The organism is bacterium, from assembly GCA_024228115.1.
Taxonomy (GTDB): domain Bacteria; phylum Myxococcota_A; class UBA9160; order UBA9160; family UBA6930.
This window is the reverse complement of record JAAETT010000679.1, coordinates 1-1559: the sequence shown is the minus strand read 5'-3', so window position 1 is coordinate 1559 and position 1559 is coordinate 1. Positions and strand designations below refer to the sequence as shown.

Sequence of the window (1559 nt, the reverse complement as noted above, 5' to 3'; positions counted from 1 at the left end):
ATTTGCATCTTTTAATATGTGTGTTGTGTTTTCAATTCCGTTTGCTTCTATATTATTGGCAAGTTTTCTTAATATCCGGGCTACCTCAATTTCTGGACGCTGATAATCTTCCGTGTCCATGTAAAACGCACTGTTAAGACACTGTATATCGACCGACACGCTTTCAATAATACTCTTTTTTTCCATTTTCCTACCCTCCAAATAAAGTTAAAAATAATGTTTTGCCTCTTGTTATTGAATTTCCTGCAATTCCTCAAGTTCGTCATCGGTGTACAACATTTTAAGGTTGTTGTATTCGTCTATTACGGCTTTGTATATCTTCTCAGCTTTGCGTGAATCGGTGTCGTATTCAAAGTCACTACAAAACTCGGGGAATGTGCCTACCTCATATTTTTGTAGGCAAGACAAGACACTATATGGCCTTGGTACTTCAAAGTTAGTGTTTTTATCCCATGTTTTATGTTCCCCTATTGCCTCCCTGGGTGATATCCATTTCCCTTTTACTTGCCTACCTTGAGACATTCCACGTTTAGCACTTCCATACTTATGGTATCTACCGCTACAAGCAATAGATTGTCCGAACTTAAAAGCATATGGTCTACCCTTACATTTAAGAGTAATGTTATATATGTCTCGATCTTGGTTATCATCATCAAAATACCTGCCAGTTTTTACATACTCCGCTTTGAATGTTGTTCCTGTTTTTTCTAGGAAATCATTTGCTTGCTTATCGTATTCTGTCATCTTCCTACCCTCCTAAATAAAGTTAAAAATAATGTTTTACTTACGCTTATATACAATGCATACCACATGCCATATGCATGTATAATAATAATAAAGATTGTAAGTGGTGGTAATGTAGCAGGATAGGTGTGAACATAAATATCTTAAGGGTTTTGGTATAGTAGCGAAAATGAGCGATTATAAGACAAGTTGTCTCAAAATCTGTCAGAACGAACACAACGGCAATAGACGATGACAGGATGTCAGATATGGGTAAATACCGGTAATATTTAGTGACAACCTGTCGTGTGCGATTATAGGCGATCATAACGATATGTTGCTAAAATTAAGAAACGTCAACATATCGCCCCACACCCACCGATAAAACAAGCATGTCAACACATGCAAAGATAAATTGCAAGGCCACACAGAGCAACCCACGCGCAACACCCCGTGAAATAATCTTAACACTATGATAAAATATACTTGTAATCACAAAAATCCATGATATACTGGCGGTGGATGGTGGCTGACTGAGTATCGCACCAGATGGTTGCAGTCTCCTACGCTACAATCAATATTTCGTTCGAACCACCGAACGATCCCTCATAGCCGGGAAGCCTAGTTGCTTCGCTTCGCTGCCAGCAACGTGAGTTTTTTCTTACAATTCTAATATTTCTACTTGACAATCAATTATAACTATGATATGCACATACTATGAGTACTAATACACTTGCCAAACAAGCTGATAATAAAGCAATTGACGATATGATCAAAACATTGCCAGTTCAAGCAATGAAAACACCTCTGACCGTGCCAATTATCGCTAGCTTTTT

1 protein-coding gene is annotated in these 1559 nt (G+C 37.9%); it reads right to left on the bottom strand.

Annotation, left to right across the window (positions count from 1 at the left end):
* Nucleotides 1-231: 231 nt before the first annotated feature.
* Complete coding sequence (locus GY937_28165) at nt 232-744, bottom strand: hypothetical protein (GenBank protein ID MCP5060589.1); 513 nt, start codon at nt 742-744, stop codon at nt 232-234.
* Nucleotides 745-1559: the final 815 nt, after the last annotated feature.